Below are 22456 nucleotides of genomic sequence, written 5' to 3'. Positions count from 1 at the left end.
GGGCGCCCTGCGCGCACCCGACAGCGACCGAGAGTGACGAACCCTCCGGAATGCCATGCCGAGTCCCCGAGTCGTTCTCCCCGTCATAGCCGCGATGACCGTCGGCCTGCTCGTCGGCTGCTCCGCCCAGACGGGCGCGGGCGCCGCCCCGGCCGGTGCCCCACCGAGCCCGCGTGACGCCGCCGCGTCCGCCGTGGCCACGAGCGCGAGCAGCCCCGCGCCGGTGACCGCCCCCGCGTCGTCGTCCGCCCCCGTGCCGTCCGCGGCGCGGATCCCCGTGGCGGCGCCGGCCCCCGATCCCGAGCCGGTCGCCCGGACCCGGACCGCCGAACTGGCGATTCCCGCGATCGGCCTCGCCGGCCTGCGCGTCGTCCCCTACGAGGGAACCACCGACGACGCCGCCGGTACCCGCATCCAGGACCGCGGCGTGGCCGCCAGCCCGTACGGGAAACGCGGCGGGGTCGGACCGGGCGAGGTCGGGAACTACCTGGTGACCGCCCACCGCCTCTCCGCGGGCGGACCGCTGCGGGAGCTGCCCTCGGTCCGCGTGGGGGACTCGGTCTTCGTCACCCAGGGTGACACCGTGTACGAGTACCGGATCACCGAGTCTCGGACGACGTCCTTCCGCTCCGCCCGCTCCCTCGCCGAGCAGCGCGCCGCGGTGCCGGGGAAGCCCGGCGAGAAGGCCACCAAGGCCATGATCACCCTCTCCACCTGCGCGACACCCGAGGACAACGCGGCGGGGAACTACTGGCGCGACGCGCAGGGCAATCCCGAGCACCGCATCGACAAGGTCGGCGTACTGACCGCCACACGCCCGGCCGGCTAGGGCGTGTGGCGGAAGTCCCGCCCGACGAGCCCCGGGCCCTGTCCGGGCGGTCGCCTTCGGCCGCCGCGCGCCCGCGCCCGGTCATCCCGTACGACCAGGGGGCCGGGGGAGGGTTCTCAGGTCGTGTCCGTGTAGCGGTCGGCGAGCGCGGCGGCGCGGTCGCGGAGGGCGGTGCGCAACGCGGGCGGGGTCAGGGCCTCCGCGTCCATGCCGAGCTGCCACAGCGCCCATTCGGCGTGCCGTGAATCCTGGAAGGTCACCTCCAGGCGCAGCCGGCCGTCCGCGTCCGGCTCCTCCGCGCGGACGGCCAGCGCGGTGTCCAGCAGCTCCTCCCGCCGCGCCGGGTTCACCCGCACCAGCGCGGTGACGTGGTCGCCGCCGGCGAGGAACCGCGCGGAGCGCTCCCGCCAGATCAGGTCCAGATCGATCCGGTCCGGTCGTCGTGCCGCCTCGGGCAGTTCCTCGGCGGCGGACACCCGTGCCAGCCGGTAGGTGCGGTCCTCGCCGGATCTCGTGGCGAGCAGGTAGCCCCGGTCGCGTACGGTCACCAGGCCGATCGGGTCCACCGTGCGCCATCGCGGCGCCTGGCCCGTGGCCGCGTAGCGGATGCGGAGCCTGTGCCCGGCGAGCACCGCCCGCCGGATTTCGATCATCGTGGTGTCGGTCACCTCCTCGGCGACCGGTCTGCGTGAGAGCAGGTCGGCCTCGGGGTCGACGAGAAAGCGCTGGACCGCGTCGCTCGCGGCGGCCCGGTGGCCCTCGGGCAGCGCGTCGACCACCTTCCGCCGGGCCGAGGCGAGGGCCGAGCGGAGGCCCAACACCTGCTCGCCGCGCCCCGATCCGGCGGCGAGCAGGGCAAGGGCCTCGTCGTGGTTCAGGCCGGTGAGTTCGGTCCGGAAGCCGGGCAGCAACGCGAAGCCGCCGTGCCGGCCGCGTTCGGCGTAGACCGGGACACCGGCCGCGGACAGCGCCTCGATGTCGCGCAGCACGGTGCGGGTGGAGACGTCGAGTTCGCGGGCCAGCGTGTCGGCGGTCAGCCGACCCCGCTGCCGCAGCAGGAGCACCAGTGAGACCAACCGGTCGGCGCGCATGCCGGAAACCTATCGACATACATGACCGAGGGTGTCGTGATTTGTTGCGAGGCTCGTTCACGCGACGTCGAGCGGACGGCTCCGGAGTCGTCGGACGCGTGTACCCCGAACGAAGCGAATGGAGCTCAAGTGCCCATGGAACGACGCGCGATCAACCCGGTGACCTGGTCGGTGGAGAGGGGATTCAATCAGGGCGAGGTGGTCTCCGGGCACACCCGGACCCTCTACATCTCGGGGCAGACCGCGATGAGCAAGGACGGCGAACCCCGGCACGACGGTGACATGGCGGCGCAGTTGACGCTCAGCATCGACAACCTGGAGGCCGTGCTCGGCGAGGCCGGCATGTCGCCTGCCGACCTCGTCCGGCTCAACGTCTACACGACCGACGTGGACCTGCTCTTCCGCCACTACGGCTTGCTGGCGGCGCGGTTGGGCGCCGCGGGGGTGGCGCCGACCACCACGATGCTCGGGGTGACGCGACTGGCGATCCCCGGTCAGCTGGTCGAACTCGAGGGCACCGCCGTCGCGTGAGGTGACCTCGCCGTCCGGGCCGGTCGGACCGTACCTCTCCGACCGGCCGCGGGAGAACGGGGACGGTACCTGGCGGCGCCCGGCGCCGCCGACGGGTGCGGGGTCGCCGTGGGTCGGGTGCGTGGGTCGCCCTGGACAGGGCCGTGCCGTCGGAATAGCCTCACTCGCACCTAGTCAATTACTTGAGTAAGTGGGGTCCGATGCACCCGTTCCGCAAGGCCGTCGAGAATCGAGACACCGAAGCCCTGGAGTCGCTGCTCGCGCCGGACGTCGTCTTCACCAGCCCCGTCGCCTTCAAGCCGTACGAGGGCAAGGCCATCACGGCCGCGATCCTCCGCGGTGTCATGCGGGTCTTCGAGGACTTCACGTACGTCCGCGAGATCGCGAACCCGGACGGCCGCGACCACGCCCTCGTCTTCACCGCCACCGTCGACGGCCGGGAGATCCAGGGCTGCGACTTCCTCCACTTCGACGAGGCGGGCCGGATCGACGACTTCACCGTCATGGTGCGCCCGCTGTCCGCGGCCAAGGCGCTGTCGGAGGCGATGGGCGCCCAGTTCGACCGGATCGCCCGGGAGGCGGCGGGCGCCTGAGCCGGCCCCCGTACCGGCAGGGAGGTGAAGCCCGCCCCTTCGCGGGCGCGGGCGTCGACGTCCGGGTGAGCGAGCCGTGGGCGCCCCACGTGGTCGTCGACCGCAACCTGGTCACCGGGCAGAACCCCGCCTCCTCCGCGCCCCTCGCGGCGGAGGTCCTGAAGAAGCTCGCCTGCCACGTGGTCGTCGACCGCAACCTGGTCACCGGGCAGAACCCCGCCTCCTCCGCGCCCCCCCCACCTCCGCCTCCCCGACGTCGCGTCCGGCCGCCTCCTCCCCGGCCGCCAGGAGCGCCGCCGCGAGAACGGCGGCACCGCGGCCGGCCAGGACGGCGAGACCCGCCGGATCCGGCAAGCCGGCCGCTCCGAAGGGCGGTTCGGGATCCGGCTCCTCGGGGTTCTCGTCCGGCTACCCGACCGGCGCGGACGCGCGCGGGGCCGTCAAGGCGGCGGTCGCCGCGGCCAAGGCCGACGGGAAGAAGGTGCTGATCGACTTCGGGGCCAACTGGTGCGGCAACTGCAAGGCCGCGGACAAGGTCTTCGCCACGAGTGAGGTGGGCGCCCTGCTGGACGCCTCGTACCACGTCGTCAAGGTCGACATCGGCAGCCAGGACTCCGGCGCCTTCGACCTGCTGCGCGACTACTGCTCCGGCGAGGGCGCGTACAAGATGCCGGTGCTGGTCGTCCTGGACGGCAACGGGAACGTCGTGACCGAGACCCACTCGACCGGAAACCCGGACCTCACCGCCGCCGGCCTCGGCGCGTTCCTGCGGAAGTGGGCCTGATGGCGGCCCGACGCCGCGGAACCACGGCGGCCGCCCTGCTCCTCCTGTCCGCCATGGTCACCGGTTGCGGCGGGGCCGCCTCGGCCGGGACCGACGGCCCGGGCGGCGACCCTGCCGCGGCGGCCGGGGCCGGTACCGCCGCGACGGCGACCGTCCTGCCCGTGGCCGAACGCCTGCCGGCCCCCGACACCGCCGGCCGGGACCTCGCCGGCCGGGACCTGGCACTGCGCTCGTACCGCGGCAAGGTCGTCGTCCTGAACGTATGGGGCACCTGGTGCGCCCCCTGCCGTGCGGAGGCCCCCGAACTGGAGGCGCTGCGCGGCGCCCTGGAGCCCCGGGGGGTGCGACTGGTGGGCGTCGACGTCCGGGACCGGTCGACCGGACCCGCCGTGGCATTCGAGAAGGCGTACGGCCTGCACTACCCGAGCATCCACGATCCCGACGGGAAGCTCCTCCTGGCCTACCCGCCGGCGCTGCTCAACCCGCAGGCGATCCCCTCGACTCTCGTCGTCGACCGGCAGGGCCGGATCGCGGCCGCCGTCTCCGGACCGGTCACCCGCGCGCAACTGGAGCCGTTGGTGACCCGCGTCGCCGAGGAGGGGTCGTGACCGGCCCCGCGTGGACCGCGCTCGCCTCCGGTGCGGCCACCGGCACGGTGTCGGGCACGCTGCTGCTGGCCGTGCCGGTGGCCGCCGCCGCCGGGCTGGTGTCCTTCCTCTCGCCCTGCGTCCTGCCGCTTGTACCGGGCTACCTCAGCTATGTCACCAGCCTCTCGGTGGCCGATCTCGCCGAGGCGGACGGCGGGAGGCGCGGCCGGATGGTCGCCGGAGCCGCCCTGTTCGTCCTCGGCTTCAGCAGCGTCCTGGTCTCCGGTGGCGCCCTGTTCGGATACGTCGGCCGGAACCTCCTCACCTACCAGGACACCATCACCCTGGTCCTCGGCCTGTTCACGATCGCCATGGGCCTGGCCTTCGCGGGCTGGCTGCCCGGCTTCACCCAGCGGGAGCTGCGCAGCCGGCGCCGGCCCGCCCTCGGCCTGGCCGGCGCGCCCCTGCTGGGCATCGTGTTCGGCGTGGGCTGGACCCCGTGCATCGGGCCGACGCTGGCCGCCGTCCAGGCGCTGGCCTGGAACGAGGCGAGCGCGGGGCGGGGCGCCCTGCTGATGGTCTGTTACTGCCTCGGCCTCGGTGCGCCGTTCCTGTTCACCGCGCTGGCGTTCCGGCGGGCCCTGGGCGCGTTCCGCTGGGTCAGGAGCCACCACCGGGCCGTCATGCGGGGCGGCGGCGCCCTGTTGGTCCTGGTCGGTGTCCTGCTGGTCACCGGGCTCTGGTCCGACCTCGTCTACGCCCTGCAGGTACGGGTGGACGGCACGAGCGCAGGTCTGTAGCGCGACCGCCCACGGCCCGGCACGGCCGCACCGGCGAACACCCCTGGCATGAGAGAAGGACGACGTACGACATGACACGACACGAACCCACGGTGAACCCGACCACCCGGGCCCGCCGCACCGCGCGGGCACGCCTGCCCTGGGCCGCGGCCGCGCTGCTGGCGGCCGCCTCGCTCACCGGATGCGGGCAGGAGGCTCAGGCGCGGCGTCCCGCCGCCGTCACCGAGTTCAACGAGAACGGTGTCACCGTCCGGCTGACCGTCTCCGACTGGAAGGCGTCCGCGGGCACCCTGGTCGCCACCTTCACTCCCGACGACGCCGGATTCCACCTGTACAGCACGGCCCTTCCCGCCGACGGCATCGACGGGGTGGGGCGCCCCACCGAGCTGCGCACCAGCGGTGCGGTCGCCGCCGCCGGCGAGCCGACCGTCGACGCGCCCGTCAGGACCATCGAGGTGCCGGGGGTGCGCGGCGCGGTCCCGGTGTATCCGGACGGGCCCGTCACGGTCACGCTGCCGATCCGCGCGACCGCGCCGGGCAGGGCGAACGTGCTGGTCGGCTATGCGAGCTGCAGTTCGACCGAGGGGTGTACGATCCCCGTGGCCGACCGGGCCGTACCCCTGCTCACCAGCGAGGACGGCTTGTCGTTCGACGCCGGCTGACGGTTCGCGGCCGCCGCCCCCGGGGCAGCGTGCGGCGGCCGCACCGCGGCGGGAACCGTGCCGGATGCCCCGTCGGAGCCCGCCAGGGCGCGACACCCCCAGACCGCCCGCACCGCACGCGCGGCTCACCCGTTGGAGCGCTGTCCCCCGTGACCCGACGTCCCCGAACACCCCGCGAAGCGGACGGTTCCGAGCGGTGAGGCGCTCCCTGGCCGGGGTGGCCCTGGCGGTCACGTCGATGGTCGCCCTGTCGTTCCTGATACCGCTGGGACTGCTGGTGATGTCGCTCGCCCGCGAGCAGAGCATCACCGCGGCCGAGCAGAGCGCCGCGGCGATGGCGCCGATCCTGGCGCTCACCACCGACGCGGCCGAACTGCGCGAGGCCGGGGCCGGCCTGCGGGCCGCCGAGCACATGGTCATCCATCTGCCGGACCTGCTCGGCCGGGCGGAGGACGAACGCGAGTCCATCTCGCGGGACGTCCCCGGCGGCTGGATCTACCTGCAGCCGGTGATCCTGCCCCAGGACCGGGTGGCGGTGGTGGAGAACTTCGTGCCCGACGACGAACTGACCCGCGGCGTCGCCCTGTCGTGGAGCGTCATGGCCGGCCTGGCCCTGGTGCTGCTGGCCGGCTCCGTACTCGTCGCCGACCGCCTGGGGTCGGCCGTCGTCACCGCCGCCAAGCGACTGGCCGAGGCGTCCCGCAGGCTCGGCTCGGGCAACCTCGACACCCGCGTCCAGCCCAAGGGACCCCCCGAACTCAAGGAGGCCGGTACGGCCTTCAACACCATGGCGGACCGGATGACGGACCTGCTCGCGGTGGAACGGGAACTGGTCGCCGACCTGTCCCACCGGCTGCGGACCCCGCTGACCGCGCTGCATCTGGCGGTCGAGCGGATCACGCCGAGCACCGACACCGGTCGCATCCACGCGGCCGTCGCCGAACTGGAGAAGGAACTCAACGCGATCATCGCGGAGGCGCGCACGCCACTGGCCGTCGGGCCGCTGGGCCGGGTGCTGCGCGGGGAGGCCTCCCCCGACGAGCGCCGCTCGGGCACGGAACGCTGCGAGGTCGCCGACGTCGTCCGCCGGCGGGCGGCGTTCTGGGCCGTGCTCGCCGACCAGCAGGAGCGCCCCTGCCACCTGGAGATCACCGACGAGACGACTCCCGTCTGCCTGCCGGAATCGGACATCACGGCGGTCGTGGACGCACTCGTGGGCAATGTCTTCCGCTACTCGCCGTGGGGCGCCGCCCTGGAGATCTCCGTGAGCCGTACCGCGCACACCGTGGAGCTCGTCGTCCACGACGCCGGTCCGGGCATCGCCGACCCGGACGGCGCCCTCGCCCGCGGCGGCAGCACGGGCTCCTCCGGACTCGGCCTGGACATCGCCCGCCGCGCGGCACTCGCCGCCCGCGGCTCCGTCCGGATCACCCGCGGCCCGCTGGGCGGCGCCCACGTCGCCGTCACGTTCCGGCTCTCCACGGATCCGGCGCAGGGCGGCGGCACGCGCTCCCGCCGCCGGTCCCGGACCGCCGGCCGCGGCGCCTGAGGGGCACCGGCCCCGGCGGCCGGTGCGCCGCCCGCGATCAGAACGCGCACTCGGCGCACTCGGCGCCGTCGAAGCAGTGGGCCGCGTGCCGGAGCGGCCCCCGACACACGTCGCGGCCCGGCCGCACAGCCGTCGGGCGCCGCCCGGTCCGTTCCCGCCGCGTCCGCCCCGCGGCAACGGCGGGAAGTACACGAAAAGGCCTGCACAGGCGCGAAGCACCATAATGAGAGCGTTGCAGCCTCGACCGGGCGGTGATCCTTCCATGCGCTCGACCTCCCCCGGTGACGACGGCCTTCTCGCCGACGTCGCCACCGCGCTGATCGACGCCCGGGGAGTCGTCGTGTCCTGGTCCGACGCCGCCTCACGCCTCCTGGCCCGGGAGGCCGAGGACGTGCGCGGGAGATCGGTCCTGCGGCTGGTGGCCGACCCGGCCGGGCTTCCCCGCGGCCTCCCGGAAGCCGACGGCGGTCCCCTCGACGGCACGGTCCGGCTCGGCGGCGGAGCGGGCCAGGTCGACGTGGAGTACCGCGTGCTGCCCACGGCGTCACCCGACCGCTTCCTCGTCCTGGCCGTGCCCGCCGACCGGGCCGCGGACGTACGGCACGGCACCACGCTGCTGCGCGCGCTGCTGGCCCAGGACGCCATCGGTGTCGTCCTGCGGGACACGGACCTGGCCGTCGTACGGACGAACCGCACACCCGGCCTGTTCGGCGAGGTGCCGTACCGGACGGGCACCCGGCTCGCGGACGTGATGCACGCCGAGGACGCCGCGAAGGCGGAGGCGTCGCTGCGGGAGGTGCTGGCGACCGGCGAGCCGGTGGTCAACCGCAAGCAGCGCGTACGCTCCCTCGCCACCCCTTCGGCGGAGTGGGACTTCTCCGTCTCCGCCGTGCGGCTGGAGGACGGCGGCGGCCGCCCCGACGGGGTCGTCGTCCTGCTCACCGACGCCACGGAGCAGTTCCAGGCGGCACACCGGCTGGAGCTGCGCCACCGGATGGCCAGCACGGTCGGACGGTCCCTGGACATCATCCGGACGGCCCAGGACATCGCCGACGTGCTGGTGCCCGCCTTCGGCGACCTCGCCTGGGTGGACCTGGCGGCGGACGTCCTGAACGGCGACGAACCGTCCAAGACCTTCGGCGGCGGCGATCTGAACCTGCGCCGCGCCGCCGTGTGCCCCGGGGACGCGCCCTGGGCGCCGGAGCTCCTGCAGCCGGGGGCGAGCATCCCGCCGCTGCCCGACCGCCCCCTGGTGCGCCTGCTCCAGCAGGGGCGCGCCGTCACCGTCGACCGCGCGACCCTGGAGCACGGCCTGGCCGATCCCGACTTCGTGCGGGCCACGGCTCCGGAGAAGGGGCACTCGCTGGCCGTCGCCCCGCTCTTCGCCCGGGGGCTGGTGCTGGGCCTCGCCGCGGTCTGGCGCACCGAGCGCCCCGAGCCGTTCGACCAGCGGGACGTCGACCTGCTGTCCGAGGTCGCCTCACACGCCGCGCTGGCGGTGGACAACGCACGTCGCTACACCCGCGAGCACCGTGCCGCCGTGGCGCTGCAGGAGCACCTGCTCCCCCAGGCCGTCACCCGCACCACGGTGCTGGAGACCGCCGGCCACTATCTGCCGGCCTCCGGGGGCGCCGAGATCGGGGGTGACTGGTACGACGCCATCGCCCTGCCCTCGCTGCGCACGGCCCTCGTCGTCGGAGACGTCACCGGCCACGGTCTCCACGCGAGCGCCACGATGGGACGACTGCGCACCGCCGTCCACACCCTGGCCGACCTGGAGCTCGCGCCGGACGAGCTCCTCACCCATCTCGACGACCTCGTGACCCGGGTGGCGGCCGAGGCGGAGCCCGGGCAGCGCGACGTGGTCGGAGCCACGTGCCTGGTGGTGCTGCACGACCCGGTGGCCGGCCAGTGCACGGTGGCCGCCGCCGGACATCCCCCGCCCGTCCTCGTCCTCCCGGACGGCGGCGCGGAACCCGTGGCGCTGCGCCCCGGACCACCGCTCGGCGTCGGGGGCATGCCGTTCGAGACGACCACGGTCGACGTGCCCCCGGGGAGCCTCCTCGCGCTGTTCACCGACGGACTCATCGAGCGCTGCGGGGGCGAGGTGAGCGACGTCGTCGCCCGGCTGTCGCCACCGCATGACCCCGCGGGCTCCCTGCAGGCCCTGGGGAGGGCTCTCGTCGCCTCGGACCGTCCCCACGCGGCGCGCGACGACACCGCTCTGCTGCTGGCCCGCACCGCGTCCCTGCCCGCCGACGCGGTGGCCCGGTGGGAGTTCCCCACCGATCCCGCGGCCGTCGCCGGCGCCCGCACCGTCGTCACGGAACAGCTGGCGGCCTGGGGGCTCGACGAGATCGGCTTCACCACCGAACTGATCGTCAGCGAGCTCGTCACCAACGCCATCCGCTACACGAAGGGTCCCGTGGGGTTGCGCCTGATCCGCGACACCTCGCTGATCTGCGAGGTCAGCGATCCCAGCAACACGCAGCCCCGGCTGCGCCGCGCCCGTATCACCGACGAAGGGGGCCGTGGCCTGTTCCTCGTCGCCCAGCTCGCCGGCCGGTGGGGAAGCCGCTACGGGCCCGAGGGCAAGACCATCTGGACGGAGCAGCCGCTGCCGTCGTGACCGGGCGGGCCTGCGGCGGCGACCGGCCCGAGAGGCCTCTGTGACACCCGATGACGCCCGTGAACGGGCTGGAGGGCATCCCCGCCCGGGGAATCGACAGCGCGCCTCGGAACGGCTTGACCTGCGGTTTCACGCCCCTTCGATACGGGCACAGGCGGACAGCCAGTCCGTACGGCCCGGGAGGGAACGCCGATGCTGCTCAGCCACGATGCCCATGACGGTGCGCTGCGAATCACGCTGCACCGGAACCTCGACATCACCAACCGTGCGGCGGCGGCCTTGCACATCGAGGCGCTGATCGCCGCCTACCGGCCCGCCCGCGTCGTCATCGAACTGACCGGCACGCCGCCGTCCCTGGCCACGCTGAGCGCGATCGCCCGGGCGAAGAGGAGGTGCGAAGGCCTGGACATCCCCCTGGCCCTGGTCGAGACGGCCGCCGGGCCGATGCCCTCCACCGAGCCGGGCCCGGTCCGGGAGACCGGCGACGGCCCCCGCCTGCCCGGGCAGACCTCCGCCGAGGCGACCTCGTAGGCGGTCCCCCGCAGCGGCCGTACACGCCGCGGCCGGCACGGGGCCGGCCGGCGACGCGCTCACCGGCGGAGGTCTCCGGAGCTTCGGTCCCGATGAGCGCGTCGGCTGGCTCCCGTCGGCCCCTCTCGTCACACTCGACCCCTGGCCTGTCGGGTACGCACTCCGTGTACCGGAGCCGGCCCGGGAGGCATGCATGGTCATCGGCCACACGCTCGCAGACGGTGTCCTGCAGGTGAGGCTCCTGCGGGAACTCGACATCACCACCCGGGCGGCGGCCGCCCTGGAGATCGAAGCCCTCGTCGCCGCCCACCGGCCCGATCAGGTACTCGTCGAACTCCCCTCCCCGGTCCCGTCACCCGCCACCTTCAGCGCTCTCGCCCGGGCCCGGCGGATGTGCCAGAGCCTGGGCATCCCGCTCACCGCCACAGGTCCCGGTGCCGACCGGGACCGCCGAACCACGCGACCGGCGCCCGTACGGGAAACCGGATCCCGCTAGGGCGAGTCGCGACAGGAGCGCCGTCCGCCCGGAGGGGGGCTGGACTCTCGCAACCCGCCCTGGGGGATATTCGGTGGTGCGCGGCCCGGCGCCCCTTGTACGTTGGCGTCGCGACCGCGCCTCCGATGCGCTCGGCTGCGGCTACTTCCTTCTGACATCCAAGTGACGCCGCCGCCATTCTCTGATCTCGGCAGGCGCGGCCGTCTTCGCTCCGGCGGGCTCGAGGGCCGGGGTCGTCCGATCGTCCGGATCCGGGGGGATTCACTGCCTCGTCACACCCGACGCGTCTCCAAGGAATGGCCCGAGATGCTCGTGGCGCCGCATGTCGCGGCGGCCGCTCGTTCGCTGTCCTCACGTTCACCGCGCCTCTCTCGCGGGTCCGCCGGTGCGGCTCCGCTCACCTACACCGGTGGTCCGGCCTTCGTCCGGGAACCTCGTGAGGAGCTCTTCCTCCTCGCGGTCGGCAACTTCGTCTCCCAGCAGACCTTCTACGAGAGCGGCCAGGAGCGGGACGACCGCTACGCCCGGCTCGTCGGCGAACTCGCCGTCCAGGAACCCGAATGGACGGCCGGCCTGCTGCGCTGGCTTCGGAGCGAGGCCGACATGCGCTCGGCATCCCTGGTCGGCGCCGCCGCGTACGTGCGGGCCCGGCTCGACGCCGGGGTGTCCCACGGCCCGTCCAACCGGACCGTGATCGATTCGGTGCTCCAACGCGCCGACGAGCCCGGCGAGTTGCTCGCCCACTGGATCTCGGCGTACGGGCGGAACGTGCCGCAGCCGGTGAAGCGGGGCGTCGCCGACGGCGTACGCCGGCTGTACACGTCCCGGTCCCTGCTCAAGTACGACACCGGGTCCCGGGCCTTCCGCTTCGGCGACGTGCTCAATCTCGTGCACGCCTCTCCCGACCCGGCCAAGCCCTGGCAGGGCCCGCTCTTCCGGTACGCCCTGGACCGCCGCCACCATCCGGAGCGTGCGGTACCGCCGGCCTCCGACCGTATGCTGACCGCCCACCGCGCCCTGATGGAGTCGGCTCCGGACGAACGGCGGGCTCTGGTGACGGGACCGGGCGGCCCGGAACGCCTGGCGGCGGCGGGCGTGACGTGGGAGGCCCTGGCGGGCTGGCTGCACGGACCGATGGACGCCGCCGTGTGGGAGGCGATCATCCCGGCGATGGCGCCGATGGCGCTCCTGCGGAACCTGCGGAACTTCGACGAGGCGGGGGTCTCGGACGAGGTGGCGGCCGCGGTCGCCGCACGGCTCACGGACGCCTCCGAGGTGGCGAGGTCCCGTCAGTTCCCCTTCCGGTACCTGGCCGCGTACCAGCACGCGCCGTCGCAGCGCTGGGCAGCCGCGCTGGAGGAGGCGCTGGGTCACTCCCTGGCCAACGTACCGGCACTGCCCGGCCGGACACTGATCCTGGTCGACCGGTCCGACTCCATGTTCTGGGACACGGTCTCCGAACGGTCCCGGCTGACCCGCGCGGACGCGGCGGCCTTGTTCGGCACCGCGCTCGCGCTGCGCGCCGAGGAGGCGGACCTGGTGGAGTTCGGCTGGGGCAGCGCGACGGTGCCGTTCGCGCCGGGCGAGCCCGTGCTCGAGGTGCTGAAGCGGTTCCGCAGTCTCGGCGGCACCTTCACCGCGAAGGCGCTCCGGAAGCACTACCGGGACCACGACCGGGTCCTGATCGTCACCGATGAGCAGACGGCCTCCTACGACCCCGTCACACCGACCAAGCCGGTCCCGGCCCGCGTCCCGCTCTACACGTGGAACCTGGCCGGGTACCGGCCGGCCCACGCGCCGACCGGCCGCAACCGGCACACCTTCGGCGGCCTCACCGACGCCGCTTTCCGCATGGTCGGCCTCATCGAGGCCCGGCGGGAAGCCGCCTGGCCGTGGACCATGGAGCCGGACCTGACGAGTCCCGTAGCCGGGCAGGGTCTCGCACCGCTCCCGGATCGAACCGCGTCAGCGGCAGCCGGCAGGATCGAGGAGTGCTGATCCAGGGATACGAGGACGGGCCGCTCGTCGCCGGCGAGTCACTGACGACCAGGCCCGGCTTCTGGTCGAGTTACTTCCACCGGATCTTCGGCGATGAACCGGGGGACGCCCGCCCGGTTCCGGAGTGGTTCGGTGATGACGCCGCCGATACCGATGCCCTGTCCGAGGTGCTCTGTTCCCCGGAGCATTGGCCGGTGTTCCGGGTGCCGGCCGCATCCGGGCCGGGAGCGGTGGTGATCTGCCGCAACATGCCGGGCGAGTACGGCGTCGACTACCTCCTCACGCAGCCGGACCGGAGCGACGCCGAGCCGGTCGGGAGCCGGGAGGACGGCTCGGGTCTCTCGGGGACCGGGCTGACCTGGGACCGGCTGGTGCGCATCGCGGACACCCCGTCGTCCCCCGCCGCCGAAGGCGTCGAGGACATGTCCGTACGGCTCCTGTTGCTTCTCCCCCTGCTCGGCGACGCGGAGGTGCCGGAGGCCGTGGAGCCGAGGCTCAGCGCTGCACTGGTGTCGGCCGGTGCGCCCCGGGACACCGCCTCCGACACGGCGGAGCACCTGCTGACCTGTCTGACGGACAGGTCGCGACACGATCCCGACTGGGCATCGCCGCTGAGTGGCGCCTGACGGAGCGCCGAAGGCGACGACGCCCCGTCGCCCGCAGCCTACGGGGCCCGTACCGGCGGCTCCGTGGACCGGGCACCCGCCCCTCCGTCGCCTCCCTCGGTCACGGCCGGACCTGTCCGACCGGGTGCGTGCCGGCCAGCACCAGGAGTACGGCGTCGGCTCCGGCCATGGCCATGATGGCGACGAACGGCAGCCGCCCGCCGGCGAGGGCGGGCGGGCCGGCCACCGAGATCAGGCAGAGCACCAGCGTCGCCCCGATCAGGACCGCCCCGGTCGGGGGCACGGATCCGGTCGGCCCGACCGCCAGCACCACGCAGGAGGCGAACACGGTCACGGCGGCGCACGCCTGCGAGGCGCGCCGCCCGAGCCTCTGCGGAAGTCCGCGCACGCCTCCCGCGAGGTCGTCCTCGATGTCCGGCAGCACGTTGGCGAAGTGAGCGCCGGTGGCCAGCAGGGCCGCCGCTGCCGTCAGCCACCAGGGCGGCCACGGCCGGCCCGGGAGGGCCAGTGTCAGGAAGGCGGGAAGAAGGCCGAAGGCGAGGGTGTACGGCAGCCAGGAGAGGACCGTGCGCTTGAGCCACAGGTTGTAGGCCCAGGCGGCGGCGACGCAGCCCAGATGGACCGAGCCGGCCGGGAGGCCGCAGGCCAGCGACAGCGGAACGCAGGCGGACAGGGCCACGAGCGCCGCCGTGCCCACCACACCCGGTCGCAGCGTCCCGGCCGCCAGCGGCTTGTCCCGGCGTCCGGCGGCCCGGTCGCGGCGCAGGTCGACCCGGTCGTTGCACCAGCCGACCGACAGCTGACCCGCGGCCACGGCGGCGACCGCCTTGAGCCCAGCGGCGGCCCCCAGCCCGAGGGCGACGGCCAGCAGTGCGGTGAGGCCCGTCACCGCGGCCGCGGGCACCGGATGACTGGCCTTCAGAAGGGGTACGAGGAGGCGCGTTTCGACGGTCGCCGCCCCCGGCGGATACCCGGTGCGGTGCTGGGGTCCCTCATCGGTGGTGGCGGGCATGGCACCACGCTAAGGGTTGTCCCGTCATCCGAGGTGGGTCGGCGCGCGGCGTCGGGTGCGGTGCAGCGCAGGGCGAAGGGCCCGCCCTTCTGGGCGGACGGCGCCAGCTTCGCAACACGCCCTGGGCGACGGCGCGCCCGCGAAGGCCGGGTTCAGGCCGCGGGCGCCGCCGTGTCCCTATGTTGGAGCGATGACGCACGTCCTCGCGGTGAGCACGGCCTTCCCTCCGCACCGCTACCTGCAGCAGGAGATCACCGACGACCTGGTGTCCAGCCTGCCGCCGGGGACCGACGGCGGCCTCCTGCGCCGACTGCACGCGGCGGCCCGCGTGGAGACGCGTCATCTCGCCCTGCCCCTGGACCGCTACCGCGACCTCGGCGCTTTCGGCGAGACCAATCGGCTCTTCGTCGAACTGGCCGCCGACCTCGGTGCCGACGCGGCCCGGCAGGCACTCGACGAGGCGGGCGTGCGTCCGGAAGAGGTCGACCTGGTCGTCTCGACGACGGTCACGGGGATCGCCACCCCCTCCCTGGACGCCCGTCTCGCCTCCCGGATCGGCCTGCGGCCCGACGTCACGCGCATGCCGTTGTTCGGGCTCGGCTGCTCGGGGGGCGCCGCCGGGCTGGCCCGCGTCCACGACCACCTCGGCGTCCGGCCCGGCAGCACCGCGCTGCTCCTGTCCACCGAGCTGTGTTCCCTCACTCTGCAGCGGGCGGACATGTCGATGGCGAACCTGGTGGCCGGCAGCCTCTTCGGGGACGGGGCCGCCGCGCTGGTGGCCGCCGGCGGCGCCCGCCGCCGTACGCCGACGGGCGCGGCCGGAGCTCCGGACGTTCCCGCCGCCCCCGCGGCCCGCGGAGACACCGGAGTCGCCGGGGCGACGGTCGTGGCCACGCGCAGTCGCCTCTACCCGGGGACCGGGCACCTGCTCGGCTGGGACGTCGGCGAATGGGGCTTCAGCCTGGTGCTCGGCCCGGAACTCCCCGATCTCGTCCGGCTGCACGTGAGCGAGGAGGTCGAGTCCTTCCTCGCCGGGCACGACCTCAAGCCCGCGGACGTCACGGCGTGGATCGTCCACCCCGGCGGCCCCCGGATCCTGGACGCGCTCGCCGAGGAACTCGGCCTGCCGGACGCGGCCCTCGCCCTCAGCCGCCGCGCCCTGGCCGCGACCGGGAACCTGTCCTCCGCCTCGGTGCTGCAGATCCTCCGTGACACGCAGCTCACGCAACCTCCGCCGGGGACGACGGGGCTGATGATCGCCCTGGGGCCCGGCGTCTCGTCCGAACTCGTCCTCCTGAGCTGGTGAGGCCGGCATGACGCCGTACGCCGTACTGATCCTCCTGGTCACCGCCGAGCGCTTCGCGGAACTCGCCGTCGCCCGCCGCAACGGCGCCTGGAGCAGAGCCCGCGGTGCCCGCGAGTACGGGGCCGGGCACTACCCCACCATGGTCGCCCTGCACACCGCGCTGCTGGCCGGCTGTCTCGTCGAACCGTGGGTGGCCGACCGGCCCTTCCTGCCGCTGCTCGGCTGGCCCGCCCTCGCCCTCACCCTGGCCGCCCAGGGGCTGCGCTGGTGGTGCATCGGCACCCTGGGCCCCCGCTGGCACACCCGTGTGCTGATCGTCCCCGACCTTCCGCTCGTCACCTCCGGCCCGTACAGGTACCTGCGGCACCCCAACTACGTGGCCGTCGTCGTCGAGGGCGCGGCCCTCCCCCTGGTACACAGCGCGTGGATCACGGCCCTGGGTTTCTCGCTCCTGAACGCGGCCCTGCTGGCGACCCGCATCCGCTGCGAGAACTCGGCGCTGGCGCCGTCACGTTCCCTCTCCACCCCCGGCGCCGCGCCGTGATCGACCTCCTCGTCGTCGGCGGCGGCCCCGCGGGGCTGGCCACCGCGATCCACGCCGTGGGGTGCGGTCTGGACGTCGTGGTCGCCGAGCCCCGTCCGGCGCCCGTCGACAAGGCCTGCGGAGAGGGGCTGATGCCCGCGGCCGTCCGCGCCCTCCGGGCGCTCGACGTGCGGGTGACCGGCCAGGCGCTCCGGGGCATCCGCTATGTCGACGCCACCGGGAGCCGACGCGCCGAAGCCGTCTTCCGCACCGGGCACGGCCTCGGCGCCCGCCGCACGCTCCTCCACGAGGCGCTCACCGCGCGGGCCGCCGAACTCGGTGTTCCGGTCGTCCCCCATCGCGTCCGGCAGGTGAGCCAGCACGACACGTACGTCTCCGCGGACGGGATGACCGCCCGCTACCTGGTGGCGGCCGACGGGCTGCACTCCCCCACCCGTCGCGCGCTCGGCCTGACCGTGCGGCCGGACGCCCGGCGGCACCCACCGCGCTACGGGCTGCGCCGGCACTACGCGGTCGAGCCGTGGAGCGACCTGGTGGAGGTGCACTGGTCGGCCGAGTGCGAGGCGTACGTGACGCCCCTCGGGCCACGCCAGATCGGCGTCGCCCTCCTGACGTCCCACCAGGGCTCCTACGAGGCGCAGTTGGCGAACTTCCCGCTTCTGCTGTCCCGGCTGCGCTCTGCCGAGGGGACACCGGTCAGAGGCGCCGGTCCGCTTCGCCAGCAGGCCCGCCGCCGGGTCGCCGGCCGGGTGCTCTTCGTCGGCGACGCGGCGGGATACGTCGACGCGCTGACGGGCGAGGGCCTCACGCTCGCCCTCGCCTCGGCGGACGCGCTGGTGCGGTGCCTGCGGGAGGACCGCCCGCAGGCGTACGAACGGGCGTGGGGCCGCTTGTCCCGCGCCTACCGGCTCCTGACGACGTCGTTGCTCTGGGCCCGGAACCAGCCTCGGCTGGCCCCGTTGATCACCCCGGCGGCGGTCCGCTTCCCCGGCCTGTTCCAGCGCGCCGTGAACCTGCTCGCCTGACCGGCTCCGGTCAGCCCCTGGCCGCTTCGGTACGCGGCCCGTCGCCCGTCCGCATCCCCAGGACCATCGCCGTCGCCGTGCCCCAGAGCGACAGTGCGGCGCCCATGCCGACCACCAGACGCACGGCCGTGTCAGAGCCGTCGGCCAGATGGACGACCACCCCGGCAGCCCCTGCCGCGACGAGCAGCCCCGCCGGGACCTTGAGACGAGGCTGTTCGAACGTCGCCGCGAGGGGCACGAAGTGCAGCCCGACGACGACCGCGACCAGCGGCGGGATCAGCACCGGCACGCCCGCCGCGGAGCAGCCGACGGCCACGCCGGCGATCAACAGCCACTGGAGGCCGTTGACTTGATTGAACCGACGGCGCCGCCCGCTGTCGGCGAGCGGGTCCGGCCGCGACCCGTCGAAGAGACGCCGGGCGGTCAGCAGCAGGCCGACCGCGGCCGCGAGCCCGGCCAGGACCGCCACGAGCCAGACCGCCCCCGTGAACGCGCTGGCACCGAGCAGCCACCAGCCGAATCCGAACAACGCGAGAATCCCCACCCCTGACTTGAACATGCTGAAACCCTAGACTCCGGGCGCCGGAGCCGCCACAAGATCGCGAGGCGCCGGGTCGAACGGCCCGAGGGCAGGGGTCCGGTGCGGGCGGGATCGACGCGCCCGCACTACGACTCGTCGTCGGAGTCGTCGGCCGGATCGTCCTGGACACGCAGCCCCGCCACCCACAGCGGCATCATCCAGTGCGCGGCGAGCACCCCGACGAGCACCGGGAACACCGAGGCCCGCAGCGGCGCGTCCGACACGACGCCGTAGCCGCCCGCCGCACCCGCGGCGGCCACCAGCAGCCACAGGGTGATCCGGTGGGCCAGGGCCCGCACCCGGTCGCGCTCGACGAGCTGGCGCTCGTCCAGCATGCGACCGCGCAGTTCGAGCAGCCCGCGGGTGGACCCGTTGAGCATCCCGGTCAGCAGGACCCACGGCACCAGAACAGCGGCGACGAGCACGACCGGCCCGAGCCCCGCGGCGGACACCGTGCCGATCCAGGCGCCCACCCCCACGCCGGTCAGCACGATGTGAGCCCCCACCAGAAGCCGGCGGCGCCCCTTCGTCGCGTAGAAGGCGGCCGCCCGGCGGTCGTTCATCACGGCGTACATCCGCCGGTCGTAGCGCGTCGTGGTCATCACTGCTTCCTCCCGTAGACCTCGTCCGTGAGCGGCTGGAACGGCTCCAGGGAGAACAGCGCCTCCACCGGCAGCGCGAAGAACCTGGCCACCTTCAAAGCCAGGTCCAGGCTGGGGTTGTACTGGCCCCGCTCGATGTAGCCGATGGTCTGGTAGTGGACGCCCACTGCCTCGGCCAATGCCTGTCGCGACACCTTCCGCTCAGCGCGGACCACAGCCAACCTGTTGTGAACCTGCTCGCTCATGTATAAGAAGTACTACATTCGAGCGTAGGAGCACAACAAGCGGCACGAGAACGGGAGTCACGCCCCGGGCGCTCCCGCGGCAGTCCCGGGCCCTCCGCTCCCCGTCAGGAGGGGAGGGCGCCGAGCTGGCGCAGCTGGGTGAGGACGTCGACGACGCCGCGGATCTCGGTGATACGCCCCTCGGCGAAGCGGAAGATGAAGATCTCGTTGTAGCTGACGGACTTTCCGGTGGGCTGAAGGCCCTGGTACACGCCCAGATGGGTGCCCGTCACCGTGTTCCTGGCGACGACCCTGTCTCCTTCGGAGACCGTCTCCTCGATGGTGACGCGGATGTCGGGAAACGCGCTCAGGAGCACGTCCCACACCCGCTTCAGAGCCTCCGCACCGGACGCGCCCATCGGTACGGGCGCGTGGAACCGCACGTCCGGTGCGACGAACTCGTCGATGGCCTTCGACACGACGTCCGGATCGCCGCTGTTGACGGCGGAGTGGAACCGGTGGAGCGCCGCCGTGTTGCCTGCTGTGCCCGCTGCCGACATGTGGTGTCTCCTCTGGAGGTTGCTGGACGAGGTCTCAGCAGTAGGACGCCGCAGCCCCCGGGAATGTGACGTGACGCGTGTCCGGGTCGCGGCCGCCGTCAATCGGCCACGAGGATCCCGGAGAGGCTCACGGCGGGACAGCCGAGGATCTCCGCCAACGCGTGCTGCTGGAACTCGGTCAAGTCGCGGACGAAGACGACCACGTCGGCGGCGGTCGCTTCGCGGGCGGCGGCCACTTCCCGCACCTTTCCACTCCCCAGGACGGTCCGTGAGGAGTAGGGCGACGCCATCTTCCTCACCCCTCCGGCCGACACCCCCCGCCGCTGCACGAACCGCCCGACGACCCGTGCGCCCCGCGCCGCCAGTTCCGCGGCCGCCGCGTCCATGCGGGCGACGAAGTCCTTCTCCTTCGCGGAGAAGTAGCCGACGACCAGCACGTCGGCCCCGGCGACCGTCACGGGCGGCGCGACCCGGCGGCGCGCCGGCGCCGCTCTCACACGGGGGGAGGGACGCCGGTCGCGCCTGCGGGGCTGCTGCACGCGGCACAGGCTAGGGGCCGCGAACCGCGGGGACAGCCGCTTTTCCCCGGACCGGGGGCGCCCCGCACCGGCGACGTGGCGCAGCCGGCCGGGGCGATGCCGCCGGTGGGACGGCGGTCGGGTCCGGTGTTTCGTACCCTGGCGGCATGAGGATGCGCCCCACTCTCAGCTGGACCCCCACGGATGACCTGCCGCCGGGCGTCACGGATCCGGGTCCGGTCGCCGACGCGCTGGAGGCCGGCGGGGTGCTGGTGCTGAGCGGGGCGGGCCTCTCCACCGAGTCGGGCATCCCCGACTACCGGGGTGAGGGTGGCAGCCTGAGTCGGCACACCCCGATGACCTACCAGGACTTCACCGCCGGCGCCCAGGCCAGGCGCCGGTACTGGGCGCGCAGTCATCTCGGCTGGCGCACCTTCGGCCGTGCCCGCCCTAACGCCGGGCATCGGGCGGTGGCCGCGTTCGAGCGGCACGGCCTGTTGTCGGGTGTCATCACCCAGAACGTCGACGGTCTGCACCAGGCCGCGGGCAGCGAGGACGTCGTGGAGCTCCACGGCAGCCTGGAGCGGGTCGTCTGCCTTTCCTGCGGCGCCTTCACCCCGCGCCGTGAACTCGCGGAGCGGCTGGAGGAGGCCAACCGGGGATTCGAGCCGGTGGCGGCCGGTATCAACCCGGACGGCGACGCCGACCTCTCCGACGAGCAGGTCGGCGACTTCCGTGTGGTGCCGTGCCTGGTCTGCGGCGGCATCCTCAAACCGGACGTGGTGTTCTTCGGCGAGGCCGTCCCGCCCGCGCGGGTCGAGCACTGCCGCCGGCTGGTCCGCGACGCGGCCTCCCTCCTGGTGCTGGGCTCCTCACTGACGGTGATGTCCGGGCTGCGGTTCGTCCGGGAGGCCGCCCAGGCCGGAAAACCCGTGCTGATCGTCAACCGCGACCCGACCCGTGGCGACCGGCACGCCCTCACCCGCGTCGCGCTCCCGCTGGGAGCGGCGCTCACCACCGTGGCCGCCCGGCTCGGCCTCCCCGCCGACGGCCAGGCACCCTGACACCCCGGCACCCCGGCACCCCGGCACCCCGGCACTCCGGCGCGCTGGCCGGAGAGGCGGGCGCGGTGCAGCGGCGGCGGTGCCCCGCTTCCGGGTGCGACGGCTCCGTGCGGCGGCCGATCGTGGCGCCCGGCACCACTCGTACGCGCGGCGTGCGGGATCTGGCGTGGTCCCGCGGCCCCGGCGTGGTGCGGCGGTAGGGTGCGGCCCGTGTCCGAGCATGAGCGCGACCTCGTCGGTTACGGCGCCGAGCCGCCGCACGCCGCTTGGCCCGGCGGCGCCCGCGTCGCCGTCAGCCTCGTCCTCAACTACGAGGAGGGCGGGGAACGGAGCGTCGTCGAGGGCGACCCCGCCTCCGAGGGCTACCTGCACGAGATCATCGGCGCGCCCCCTGTGGTCGGCGGGCGGGACCTGAACGTCGAGTCGATGTTCGCGTACGGCTCCCGAGCCGGGTTCTGGCGCATCCACCGCACGCTCGCGGCCCACGGCGTCCCGCTCACGGTGTACGCCGTGGGCCGGGCGCTCGAGCGCAATCCCCAGGTGGCGAGGGCGATGGCGGATGCCGGCTGGGAGGTGGCGAGCCACGGCTGGCGCTGGATCGACTACCGGCACGTGCCCGAGGACGTCGAACGTGCGGACATCGCGCGCTCGATCTCGACGATCGAGCGGCTCGTCGGCCGCCGCCCGGTCGGCTGGTACACCGGCCGGACGAGCCCCCGCACCCGGGGCCTCGTCGCCGGGGAGGGGGGCTTCCTCTACGACTCCGACGACTACTCGGACGACCTGCCGTTCTACGTCGAGGCGGCGGGCCGGCCGCACCTCGTGGTGCCGTACAGCCTCGACGCGAACGACTTCAAGTTCCTCATCGTGCACGGCTTCACGACCGCCGAGGACATGCTCGCCTACCTGATCGACACGTTCGACACGCTCCACGACGAGGGCGCCGAGCGGCCGCGCATGATGAGCGTCGGCCTGCACTGCCGGATCACGGGCAGGCCCGGCCGCATCCGCGCCCTCGACGGCTTCCTGCGGCACGTCGCACGGCGTGGCGGCGCGTGGGTCGCCACCCGCGAACAGATCGCCCGCCACTGGCTCACCACGCATCCGCCGTCGCGCTGAAGTGCGGGGGTGCCGCGGACCGGGCGCCGCCCAACCCCGGGAGATGGCTCGTCCGTTCGGGGAAGCACCGGCCCACCCGACCGGCGCGGCGGGGGCGCCGCGTCAGGTGCGCGGGACGTCCGCGACGTACACGAGGCCGTCGATGGTCGGCAGGTGGGCCGGGTCGAGCGGGGCGTAGCCGAACCAGGGGGAGACG

25 protein-coding genes and 1 pseudogene are annotated in these 22456 nt (G+C 74.0%); 19 read left to right on the top strand and 7 right to left on the bottom strand.

Annotated elements, in window-relative coordinates; genetic code table 11:
• Positions 1-55 precede the first annotated feature (55 nt).
• Entirely contained in the window at positions 56-829 is a 774-nt protein-coding gene (locus EAO71_RS33305; RefSeq protein WP_187282928.1) for a class E sortase, read from the top strand.
• Between the two features lie 116 nt (positions 830-945).
• On the opposite strand, the gene EAO71_RS33300 is transcribed toward EAO71_RS33305, so the two are convergent.
• A complete protein-coding gene (locus EAO71_RS33300; protein ID WP_147981557.1) occupies positions 946-1920 on the bottom strand; it encodes a helix-turn-helix transcriptional regulator in 975 nt (324 codons plus the stop codon).
• A 135-nt stretch (positions 1921-2055) separates the two neighbouring features.
• Here EAO71_RS33300 and EAO71_RS33295 point away from each other — a divergent pair, with 135 nt between their 5' ends.
• From EAO71_RS33295 to EAO71_RS33240, 13 genes and pseudogenes are all read left to right on the top strand, one after another.
• On the top strand, positions 2056-2451 hold the full coding sequence (locus EAO71_RS33295; RefSeq protein WP_147981556.1) for a RidA family protein: 396 nt from the start codon (positions 2056-2058) through the stop codon (positions 2449-2451).
• A 200-nt stretch (positions 2452-2651) separates the two neighbouring features.
• Positions 2652-3044: a nuclear transport factor 2 family protein gene (locus tag EAO71_RS33290; RefSeq protein ID WP_147981555.1), complete on the top strand. Its 393-nt coding sequence runs from the start codon at positions 2652-2654 to the stop codon at positions 3042-3044.
• 47 nt (positions 3045-3091) lie between these two features.
• A pseudogene (locus EAO71_RS39375) lies at positions 3092-3214 on the top strand (type 1 glutamine amidotransferase domain-containing protein); the annotation flags it as partial.
• Positions 3215-3216: 2 nt separating this feature from the next.
• Positions 3217-3828, top strand: a complete 612-nt coding sequence (locus EAO71_RS33285; protein ID WP_261992470.1) for a thioredoxin family protein — start codon at positions 3217-3219, stop codon at positions 3826-3828.
• Complete coding sequence (locus EAO71_RS33280; protein ID WP_147981553.1) at positions 3828-4436, top strand: TlpA family protein disulfide reductase; 609 nt, start codon at positions 3828-3830, stop codon at positions 4434-4436. The genes EAO71_RS33285 and EAO71_RS33280 overlap by 1 nt, the downstream gene beginning before the upstream one ends.
• Positions 4433-5215, top strand: coding sequence for a cytochrome c biogenesis CcdA family protein (locus EAO71_RS33275; protein WP_147981552.1), 783 nt, complete (start codon positions 4433-4435; stop codon positions 5213-5215). Before EAO71_RS33280 ends, EAO71_RS33275 begins: the two co-directional genes overlap by 4 nt.
• A gap of 71 nt (positions 5216-5286) precedes the next feature.
• Entirely contained in the window at positions 5287-5877 is a 591-nt protein-coding gene (locus tag EAO71_RS33270) for a protein-disulfide reductase DsbD domain-containing protein (protein ID WP_147981551.1), read from the top strand.
• Positions 5878-6073: 196 nt separating this feature from the next.
• Positions 6074-7426: a HAMP domain-containing sensor histidine kinase gene (locus tag EAO71_RS33265; RefSeq protein ID WP_147981550.1), complete on the top strand. Its 1353-nt coding sequence runs from the start codon at positions 6074-6076 to the stop codon at positions 7424-7426.
• 262 nt (positions 7427-7688) lie between these two features.
• Complete coding sequence (locus tag EAO71_RS33260; protein WP_147981549.1) at positions 7689-10055, top strand: ATP-binding SpoIIE family protein phosphatase; 2367 nt, start codon at positions 7689-7691, stop codon at positions 10053-10055.
• Between the two features lie 192 nt (positions 10056-10247).
• Positions 10248-10586 (top strand): hypothetical protein, encoded by a 339-nt coding sequence (locus EAO71_RS33255; RefSeq protein WP_187282927.1) that lies wholly within the window; start codon positions 10248-10250, stop codon positions 10584-10586.
• Between the two features lie 193 nt (positions 10587-10779).
• Positions 10780-11082, top strand: a complete 303-nt coding sequence (locus EAO71_RS33250; protein WP_147981548.1) for a hypothetical protein — start codon at positions 10780-10782, stop codon at positions 11080-11082.
• A gap of 306 nt (positions 11083-11388) precedes the next feature.
• Positions 11389-13080: a TROVE domain-containing protein gene (locus EAO71_RS33245; RefSeq protein ID WP_147981547.1), complete on the top strand. Its 1692-nt coding sequence runs from the start codon at positions 11389-11391 to the stop codon at positions 13078-13080.
• The gene (locus tag EAO71_RS33240) at positions 13074-13706 is read left to right on the top strand and encodes a hypothetical protein (protein ID WP_147981546.1); all 633 of its coding nucleotides are present in this window, start codon (positions 13074-13076) and stop codon (positions 13704-13706) included. Before EAO71_RS33245 ends, EAO71_RS33240 begins: the two co-directional genes overlap by 7 nt.
• A gap of 100 nt (positions 13707-13806) precedes the next feature.
• On the opposite strand, the gene EAO71_RS33235 is transcribed toward EAO71_RS33240, so the two are convergent.
• Positions 13807-14718, bottom strand: a complete 912-nt coding sequence (locus EAO71_RS33235; protein ID WP_147981545.1) for a UbiA family prenyltransferase — start codon at positions 14716-14718, stop codon at positions 13807-13809.
• Positions 14719-14908: 190 nt separating this feature from the next.
• Between EAO71_RS33235 and EAO71_RS33230 the strand changes: the two genes are divergently transcribed.
• The 3 genes from EAO71_RS33230 to EAO71_RS33220 are packed head-to-tail and all read left to right on the top strand — an operon-like array spanning position 14909 to position 17593.
• The gene (locus EAO71_RS33230) at positions 14909-16024 is read left to right on the top strand and encodes a type III polyketide synthase (protein ID WP_147981544.1); all 1116 of its coding nucleotides are present in this window, start codon (positions 14909-14911) and stop codon (positions 16022-16024) included.
• Between the two features lie 7 nt (positions 16025-16031).
• Complete coding sequence (locus EAO71_RS33225; protein ID WP_147981543.1) at positions 16032-16568, top strand: isoprenylcysteine carboxyl methyltransferase family protein; 537 nt, start codon at positions 16032-16034, stop codon at positions 16566-16568.
• Positions 16565-17593 (top strand): NAD(P)/FAD-dependent oxidoreductase, encoded by a 1029-nt coding sequence (locus EAO71_RS33220; protein ID WP_147981542.1) that lies wholly within the window; start codon positions 16565-16567, stop codon positions 17591-17593. The genes EAO71_RS33225 and EAO71_RS33220 overlap by 4 nt, the downstream gene beginning before the upstream one ends.
• Positions 17594-17603: 10 nt before the next feature.
• Here the strand turns inward: EAO71_RS33220 and EAO71_RS33215 are convergent, their stop codons facing one another.
• From EAO71_RS33215 to EAO71_RS33195, 5 genes are all read right to left on the bottom strand, one after another.
• On the bottom strand, positions 17604-18152 hold the full coding sequence (locus EAO71_RS33215; protein WP_147981541.1) for a hypothetical protein: 549 nt from the start codon (positions 18150-18152) through the stop codon (positions 17604-17606).
• Positions 18153-18259: 107 nt separating this feature from the next.
• On the bottom strand, positions 18260-18775 hold the full coding sequence (locus EAO71_RS33210; RefSeq protein WP_147981540.1) for a hypothetical protein: 516 nt from the start codon (positions 18773-18775) through the stop codon (positions 18260-18262).
• Positions 18775-19020 carry a helix-turn-helix transcriptional regulator gene (locus EAO71_RS33205; protein WP_147981539.1) on the bottom strand — a complete coding sequence of 82 codons (246 nt, stop codon included), beginning with the start codon at positions 19018-19020 and terminating at the stop codon, positions 18775-18777. The genes EAO71_RS33210 and EAO71_RS33205 overlap by 1 nt, the downstream gene beginning before the upstream one ends.
• Before the next feature lie 104 nt (positions 19021-19124).
• A complete protein-coding gene (locus tag EAO71_RS33200; RefSeq protein WP_147981538.1) occupies positions 19125-19559 on the bottom strand; it encodes an ester cyclase in 435 nt (144 codons plus the stop codon).
• A 98-nt stretch (positions 19560-19657) separates the two neighbouring features.
• On the bottom strand, positions 19658-19996 hold the full coding sequence (locus EAO71_RS33195) for an HflX-like GTP-binding protein (protein ID WP_261992469.1): 339 nt from the start codon (positions 19994-19996) through the stop codon (positions 19658-19660).
• 248 nt (positions 19997-20244) lie between these two features.
• Here EAO71_RS33195 and EAO71_RS33190 point away from each other — a divergent pair, with 248 nt between their 5' ends.
• Both EAO71_RS33190 and puuE read left to right on the top strand, forming a co-directional pair.
• Complete coding sequence (locus EAO71_RS33190) at positions 20245-21141, top strand: NAD-dependent protein deacetylase (protein WP_147981537.1); 897 nt, start codon at positions 20245-20247, stop codon at positions 21139-21141.
• 210 nt (positions 21142-21351) lie between these two features.
• Positions 21352-22260: an allantoinase PuuE gene (gene puuE / locus EAO71_RS33185; RefSeq protein ID WP_147981536.1), complete on the top strand. Its 909-nt coding sequence runs from the start codon at positions 21352-21354 to the stop codon at positions 22258-22260.
• Positions 22261-22456 lie beyond the last annotated feature (196 nt).

Source organism: Streptomyces sp. MS191 (assembly GCF_008042125.1).
In the GTDB taxonomy this organism is placed as follows: Bacteria; Actinomycetota; Actinomycetes; order Streptomycetales; family Streptomycetaceae; genus Streptomyces.
Note: the sequence above shows the minus strand (reverse complement) of the source record. Positions and strands in the feature narration are given on the sequence as shown.

What these genes read in the sequence shown, in the direction of transcription:
- EAO71_RS33305 (WP_187282928.1), top strand. Translation starts at nt 56, where the DNA reads ATGCCGAGTCCCCGAGTCGTTCTCCCCGTCATAGCCGCGATGACCGTC.
- EAO71_RS33245 (WP_147981547.1), top strand. Translation starts at nt 11,389, where the DNA reads ATGCTCGTGGCGCCGCATGTCGCGGCGGCCGCTCGTTCGCTGTCCTCA.
- EAO71_RS33255 (WP_187282927.1), top strand. Translation starts at nt 10,248, where the DNA reads ATGCTGCTCAGCCACGATGCCCATGACGGTGCGCTGCGAATCACGCTG.
- EAO71_RS33200 (WP_147981538.1), bottom strand. Translation starts at nt 19,559, where the DNA reads ATGTCGGCAGCGGGCACAGCAGGCAACACGGCGGCGCTCCACCGGTTC.
- EAO71_RS33250 (WP_147981548.1), top strand. Translation starts at nt 10,780, where the DNA reads ATGGTCATCGGCCACACGCTCGCAGACGGTGTCCTGCAGGTGAGGCTC.
- EAO71_RS33225 (WP_147981543.1), top strand. Translation starts at nt 16,032, where the DNA reads ATGACGCCGTACGCCGTACTGATCCTCCTGGTCACCGCCGAGCGCTTC.
- EAO71_RS33295 (WP_147981556.1), top strand. Translation starts at nt 2,056, where the DNA reads ATGGAACGACGCGCGATCAACCCGGTGACCTGGTCGGTGGAGAGGGGA.
- EAO71_RS33210 (WP_147981540.1), bottom strand. Translation starts at nt 18,775, where the DNA reads ATGACCACGACGCGCTACGACCGGCGGATGTACGCCGTGATGAACGAC.
- EAO71_RS33260 (WP_147981549.1), top strand. Translation starts at nt 7,689, where the DNA reads ATGCGCTCGACCTCCCCCGGTGACGACGGCCTTCTCGCCGACGTCGCC.
- EAO71_RS33190 (WP_147981537.1), top strand. Translation starts at nt 20,245, where the DNA reads ATGAGGATGCGCCCCACTCTCAGCTGGACCCCCACGGATGACCTGCCG.
- EAO71_RS33235 (WP_147981545.1), bottom strand. Translation starts at nt 14,718, where the DNA reads ATGCCCGCCACCACCGATGAGGGACCCCAGCACCGCACCGGGTATCCG.
- EAO71_RS33205 (WP_147981539.1), bottom strand. Translation starts at nt 19,020, where the DNA reads ATGAGCGAGCAGGTTCACAACAGGTTGGCTGTGGTCCGCGCTGAGCGG.
- EAO71_RS33280 (WP_147981553.1), top strand. Translation starts at nt 3,828, where the DNA reads ATGGCGGCCCGACGCCGCGGAACCACGGCGGCCGCCCTGCTCCTCCTG.
- EAO71_RS33270 (WP_147981551.1), top strand. Translation starts at nt 5,287, where the DNA reads ATGACACGACACGAACCCACGGTGAACCCGACCACCCGGGCCCGCCGC.
- EAO71_RS33230 (WP_147981544.1), top strand. Translation starts at nt 14,909, where the DNA reads ATGACGCACGTCCTCGCGGTGAGCACGGCCTTCCCTCCGCACCGCTAC.
- EAO71_RS33290 (WP_147981555.1), top strand. Translation starts at nt 2,652, where the DNA reads ATGCACCCGTTCCGCAAGGCCGTCGAGAATCGAGACACCGAAGCCCTG.
- EAO71_RS33215 (WP_147981541.1), bottom strand. Translation starts at nt 18,152, where the DNA reads ATGTTCAAGTCAGGGGTGGGGATTCTCGCGTTGTTCGGATTCGGCTGG.
- EAO71_RS33300 (WP_147981557.1), bottom strand. Translation starts at nt 1,920, where the DNA reads ATGCGCGCCGACCGGTTGGTCTCACTGGTGCTCCTGCTGCGGCAGCGG.